Below are 7233 nucleotides of genomic sequence, written 5' to 3' on the forward strand. Positions count from 1 at the left end.
CGCGCCGCATCACCCAGCGACAACACCCCGGCCACACACGCCGCCGCGATCTCACCCACCGAATGACCCATCACCACATCCGGCGTCACACCCCACGACCGCCACAACGCCGCCAACGCAATTTCGACAACGAACAACGCCGGCTGCGCAAACTCGGTGTTATTCAACAACTCCGAATCCAAACCCCACAACACCTGACGCAACGGCACCCGCAGACCGACATCCACCGCCGCGACCGCCTCATCAAACGCCTCAGCGAACACCGCAAACCGCTCACACAGCTCCCGACCCATCCCCAGCAACTGCGAACCCTGACCCGGAAACACCCACACCGTCTTGCCAACCGAGCGGGCGCGCCCGACCACGGCCGCGCCCGCCTCGCCGGACGCCAACTCGGCCAGCTGCGCCACCAAGGCTTCTCGGTCCGCGCCGACCAGCACCGCCCGATGCTCGAACACTGCACGCGTCGTCGCCAACGACCACCCAACGTCGACCGCGCGCAGGCCCGGGTTCGCGCTCACATGCGCCGACAACCGCTCAGCCTGTCCGGCGAGCGCCTCGGGCGACCGGGCGGACAGCACCCACGCCACCGCAGGCCGTTCGTCCGCAACGCTTTCCGGCGTGCTTTCGGTTTCGGCGGGCGCCTGCTCCACGATCACGTGCGCGTTCGTCCCGCTGATGCCGAATGACGAGACTCCGGCGCGCCGCAACTCGCCCCGGTCCGGCCACGGTTGCGGTTCGGTCAGCAACGACACCGCACCCGCGGACCAATCCACATGCGGCGACGGCACATCCACGTGCAGCGTCTTGGGCATCACCCCGTGCCGCATCGCCTGGACCATCTTGATCACGCCGGCTACCCCGGCGGCAGCGGACGTGTGGCCGATGTTGGATTTGATCGAGCCCAGCCATAGCGGCCGGTCCGCGGCCCGGTCCTGCCCGTAGGTCGCCAACAGGGCCTGCGCCTCGATGGGGTCCCCCAGCATGGTCCCGGTCCCATGTCCCTCAACGACATCCACGTCCGCGGCGGTCAACCCGGCGTCGGCCAGCGCCGCGCGGATCACCCGACGCTGCGACGGGCCATTGGGTGCGGTGAGGCCGTTCGAGGCGCCGTCCTGATTCACCGCCGTGCCGCGCAGCACCGCCAACACCGGATGCCCCAGGCGTCGGGCGTCGGCCAACCGCTCCAGCACCAGGACACCCGCGCCCTCCGACCACGACGTCCCGTCCGCGGCGCCGGCGTACACCTTGCACCGGCCATCCGGGGCCAGCGCCCGCTGCCTGCTGAATTCGACGAACGCCGCGGGGGTGGCCATCACCGTCACGCCACCGGCCAGGGCCAGAACGCACTCTCCGGAACGCAGAGACTGTGCCGCCAAATGCATGGCAACCAGGGACGACGAGCACGCGGTATCCACCGATACCGCGGGGCCTTCCAGACCCAGCACGTAGGACACCCGGCCCGACGCCACGCTCAGGGTCGAACCGGTCAGTCCGTAGCCCTCCAGCTCCCCTTTGACCTCGCCGCCATACCCCGCGTGGATCACCCCGGCGAACACTCCGGTCGCCGTGCCACGTAACCCGGTGGGGTCAATACCCGCCCGCTCCAACGCTTCCCAGGAGATCTCCAGCATCAAGCGTTGCTGGGGATCCATCGCCATGGCCTCGCTGGGACCGATGCCGAAGAACCCGGCATCGAAGTCACCCGCGTCCCGCAGGAAGCTCCCCTGCCGCGTGTACATCTTGCCGGCGGCATCGGGATCCGGGTCGTACAGACCCTCGACGTCCCACCCGCGATCCGCGGGGAAATCCGACACCGTGTCGCGACCCTCGATCACCAACTGCCACAAAGATTCCGGTGAGTCCACGCCGCCCGCATATCGGCACGCCATGCCCACCACCGCCACGGGTTCCGACAGCTTGCCTTCGAGCTCCGCGACGCGTCGCCGGGCCCGCCTGAGGTCCGCCGTCAACCGCTTCAGGTAGTCGACGTGCTGCTCGGTGCTCGGCATCGTTGCTCCTTGTGGGGTATCAGCGGCCGAGTTCTTCATCGAGGATCGCGAAGAGTTGGCTTTCGGTGACGTCGTCGAGGTCGTCGTCGAGGTGTTCGGAGTCAGGGTCATCGATAACGGCGAGGGTGGTGAGCAGGTTGTGGATGCGGCTGCGCAGAACGGATTTGTCACCCGCGTTCCAGTTGGGCTGGTTGAGTAGCGCCTGCAGTTCGCGGGTGATGTCGTTGAAGCGGCCCATCAGGTTCGGCTGATCGGGCTCGTCCGTGCTGACCAGTTCGGCTTCCAGGTGTCCGGCCAGGACGGACGGGGTGGGATAGTCGAAGATCAGCGTAGGCGAAAGCGTAAGGCCGGTAGCGTTTTTCAGCCGGTTGCGCAGTTCAACGGCTGTCAGCGAGTCAAAGCCGAGCTCTTGGAATGCCCGCCCCGCGTTGATCTCTTGAGGGTTGGGCAGTCCCAACACCATCGCCGCGTTGCCGCGCACCAGGTCGACCAGCTCGCGTTGCCGGGCTTCGGGGCTCAAGGCGTGCAGGCGCGCGGTGAGGCCACTCGTCGCCGCGCCGGCGTCGGTGTCGGTGATGACGCGACGGGTCGGCTGCGCGACCAGCTCGGTCAACAATTCGGGCAGCGCGGCGGCGTTCTCGGACAATGCGGCCCGGTCGAGGCGGGCGGCCACCAGCACCGGGCAATCGAGCAGCATTGCGGCATCGAATGATTCGCACGCCTGCTCGGTCGACAGCGGCGCGAGTCCGATCCGGCTTATCCGAGCCTTGTCCCTATCCCCCAGATGCGCCGTCATCGCGGACGCCTGCTCCCACAAGCCCCAGGCCAGCGACAGCCCTGGCAATCCGTGGGCCCGCCGGTATGCGACCATCCCGTCGAGGAAGCTGTTGGCCGCCGCATAATTCGCCTGGCCCGGGGTGCCGATGATCCCGGCCATCGACGAGAACACCACGAACATGGACAAGTCCATGTTCTGCGTCAGCTCATGCAGATTCCAGGCCCCATCGACCTTGGCCCGCAACACCGTCGCCACCCGTTCGGGCGTCAGCGATGAGATCAGCCCGTCGTCGAGGATCCCGGCCGCGTGAATCACTCCGCGCAACGGATACCGCGCCGGCAACCGATCCAGCAGTGCCGCCAGCGCGTCGCGATCGGCGACGTCGCAGGCCACTACCGAAACTTCGGCCCCGGCAAGTTGCAGCGTCTCGGTCAACTCCCCAACTCCGCCGGCGTCGGCACCGGACCGGCTGACCAGAACCACATGGGCCACCCCGTAGCGGTCGACGAGATGCCGGGCGAGCGCCGAACCTGCCATGCCCGTGCCACCGGTGATCAGCACGCTGCTCCCGGCCAGCCCGCCGCCGCAGCCGCTGAGCACCTCGCCGGGCCCGGACGCAAGGGTGAGAACGACTTTGCCGATGTGACGCGCCTGGCTGACGAACCGGTACGCCGTCGCCGCGCAACGCACATCAAAGGTCTTGAGCGGCAACGGCTCCACGATGTCGTCGCCCAGCAGTCCCGCGATCTCGGCCAGCATCGCCGCGGTGCGCTCGGGACCGGCCTCCATCAGATCGAAGGCCTGATACCGCGCGCCTCGATACTGTTCGGCGACGACGCCCGGATCGCGGACATCGGTCTTGCCCATCTCGATGAATCGCCCACCGGGAGCCAACAGCCGCAGCGACGCGTCGGTGAACTCACCGGCCAGGGAATTGAGCACCACATCAACGCCGGAACCACCGGTGGTTGACAAGAACCTCTGCTCGAACTCGAGCGTCCGCGAATCGCCGATGTGGTCCTCGTCAAACCCCATCGCGCGCAGCGTGTCCCACTTACCGCGGCTGGCGGTGGCGAACACTTCCGCGCCCCAGTACCGCGCCAGTTGCACAGCGGCCATCCCCACCCCGCCCGTCGCGGTGTGCACCAGCACCCGCTCACCGGCGCGTAGCCCGCCCAGCACCGACAACCCGTACAGCGCGGTCAGGAACACGACGGGCAGGCCCGCGGCCTCGACCAGCGACCGGCCCCGCGGCACCGGGATGACCAACCGCTGGTCCACGACCGCTTCGGAACCGACCACCCCCAGCAGGCCCATGACCGGGTCGTCAACCTGCTGCCCGGTCACACCGGGGCCGACCTCGACGATCACACCGGCGCCCTCGGCGCCCAACTGGCCGCCGCCAGGATACATGCCCAAGGCCACCAAGACGTCGCGGAAGTTCACGCCGACCGCCGCGACTGCGATCCGCACCTGCCCGGCTTCCAGTTCCACCCGGGGGCAGCCGGCCACCACCAGGTCCTCCAGCGTGCCCTCGCGACCGGCATCCAATCGCCAGGTTCCGGACGGCAGCCTCACCACCGCACCCGGCCGGGGCGGCCGCAGCCGGGCCGCGTAGACCGAGCCGGAGCGAACCAGCAATTGGGGTTCACCGCAACGGGTTACGCTGCGTTCGTCGACGGACCCGTCGGAATCGACCAACACCACCCGGCCGGGCTGCTCCGCTTGCGCCGACCGCACCAGGCCCCACACGGCCGCACCGGCAAGGTCCGAAACATCCTCGCCGGGCAGCGCGACGGCCCCGCGGGTCCGCACCGCCAGAACCCCGGTGCCATCGGCCGACGATTGCAGCACGGCCAATGCCTCGGTGACCGTCGCGTGAACCGACCCGACCATGTCGCCGGGCCGGACGGTCGGCTCCCAGATCGTGACGCCGTCATCGATATCGTTGCCGTCCACCGGGATCGGCGACCAGACCACTTCGAACAGGCCCTCGGCCGGCGCCCCAGCGACTGCCAGCTGCTGCGGCGACACGGGACGCATCACCAACGACCGCACCGACAACACCGGCAGTCCCGTCCCGTCGGCCAATTCCACCGAGACCGCTCCGCCACCCGCCGGAGCAATCCGCACCCGCGCTCGCGACGCACCGGCCGCGTGTAACGAGACGCCCTGCCAAGAGAACGGCAACACCGTCTGAGTCTGAGCACCAACGACACCGATCGCATGCAACGCGGCGTCCAGCAGCACCGGATGGATGCCGAAACCACCGTCCTGCGCTCCGGCGTCATCCGGGATGGCGACCTCGGCGAAGATCTCGTCGCCCCGCCGCCACATCGCCCTCAGGCCGCGGAAGGTCGGGCCGTACTCGTAACCGCGCTCCGCCAACCGCGCATAGGCGTCGGCGACATCGACCGCCGTCGCCCCCGCAGGCGGCCATGCCGACAGATCCGCCCCCGCCGCGACCGACCCCGGGCGCACCAGACCCTGGGCGTGTAAAACCCAATCCTGCTGCACACCAGTGGAATACACCGAGACCATCCGCCGCCCCGAACCGTCGGGCGCGCCGACCACCAGCTGAACCTGCACATCGGCGGCCGTCGGCAGCAGCAGCGGAGCGGAGATCGTCAACTCGTCGAGCGCGCCGCAACCGACCTCGTCGCCGGCGCGGATGGCCAGCTCCACGAACCCGGCGCCCGGGAACAACACCGACTGACCCACCGCGTGATCGGCCAGCCAGGGCTGCGCCGCCGTCGACAACCGGCCCGTCATCACCACTTCACCGGAATCGGGACGCTGCACCACGGCGCCCAGCAACGCGTGCTCGGCCCCCACCAGACCCAGAGCCGTCACGTCGCCCGAGCTCGCGGACCCGTCCGGCAGCCAAAACCGCTGCCGGACAAACCCGTACGTCGGCAAGTCGACGCGCCGCCCACCCAGGGCGGAGATGGCCGCACGCCAGTCCAGCCCGACGCCCGCAACTTGGGCTTGGCCGGCCGAGAGCCAGAACCGCAACGGGCCACCGTCGTCGCGGCCCAGCGACGGAAGGACGGCCGCGCCGTCAGTGTCGGACAGCGTCTCTTCGATGGCGGCGATCAACACGGGGTGTGGGCTGGATTCGATGAACACCTGGTGGCCCGCCTCGGACGCGCTGCGCACCGCGCGCTCGAATTGCACCGTCTGCCGGATGCTTCGGTACCAGTAATCGGCATCGAGGCCGGCGGTGTCCATCCGCTCACCGGTCACGGTGGAGAAGAATGCGACCGACGATGAGCGCCGTTCGATGCCGGCCAGCGCCTCGGCGAGCGGGTCACGGATCGCGTCGACCTGCGCGGAGTGGGACGCGTAGTCGACATCGATCCGGCGGGCCCGGATGTCGTCGGCCTCGCACCGTTGCGTCAACTCCGCAAGCGCGCTCACCTCACCGGAGACCACGACCGCCGAAACACCGTTCACGACAGCGATGTTCAATCGCTCGCCCCAGTCGGCGATCAATTCCTGGGCCCGCGCCTGGCCGCAGGCCAAGGACACCATGCCGCCCTGACCGGACAGCCGCACCAGTAGCCGGCTGCGCAGCGCCACCACCTTTGCGGCATCTTCCAGTGCCAGGGCACCGGCCACATACGCGGCGGCGATCTCGCCCTGCGAGTGGCCGATCACCGCATCGGGGACCACGCCCACCGCGCGCCACAACTCGGCCAACGACACCATGACCGCCCACAGCGCCGGCTGCACCACGTCCACGCGATGCAGACCGGGCGCACCGGGCGCGCCCCGGATGACGTCGATCAATGACCAGTCGACGTGTTCGGCGAGCGCCTTGTCGCACCGCTGCATCTGGTCGGCGAATACCGATGAGCCGTCCAGTAATTGGGCCCCCATGCCGACCCATTGCGAGCCTTGGCCAGGAAACACGAACACCGTCTTGCCCAGCGGTCGCGCCCTGCCCACCGCCGCGCCCACACCGGGTTCGCCGGCCGCAAGTTCCGCTAGCCCGCGCAGCAGATCCTCGCGGTCGGCACCCACCAGCACCGCCCGATGCTCGAACAACGTTCGCGTCGAAACCAGCGACCAGGCCACGTCGACGATCCGCAACCCCGGGTCGGCAATGACGTGTGCCAGCAACCGCGCGGCCTGGTTCGCCAGCGCCTCGGCCGAACGGGCCGACAGCACCCACGGCGCCGGCGTGTCGTCGCCCGTCACCGCGGGGCTGTTCGAATCCGACGGCGGCTGTTCGAGAATGACGTGCGCGTTGGTGCCGCTGATCCCGAACGACGACACCCCGGCGCGACGCGGCCGGCCCACATCCGGCCAGGGCCGCGGGTCCGTCAACAGCGACACCGCCCCTGCCGACCAATCCACATGCGGCGTCGGCACATCCACGTGCAGCGTCTTGGGCATCACGCCATGGCGCATCGCCTGCACCATCTTGATCACCCCGCC

The 7233-nt window shown here is 69.2% G+C and carries 2 protein-coding genes; both read right to left on the minus strand.

The window, feature by feature from the left end; translation table 11 throughout:
• A partial coding sequence (locus JOZ00_RS02625) for a type I polyketide synthase (protein WP_293339227.1) occupies nucleotides 1-2012 on the minus strand: 2012 nt, incomplete at its 3' end.
• Nucleotides 2013-2031: 19 nt separating this feature from the next.
• Nucleotides 2032-7233: type I polyketide synthase (locus JOZ00_RS02630; RefSeq protein WP_293339229.1), on the minus strand; the 5202-nt coding region annotated here is incomplete at its 5' end.

Source organism: Mycobacterium sp. (assembly GCF_019243155.1).
Classification (GTDB): Bacteria; Actinomycetota; Actinomycetes; order Mycobacteriales; family Mycobacteriaceae; genus Mycobacterium.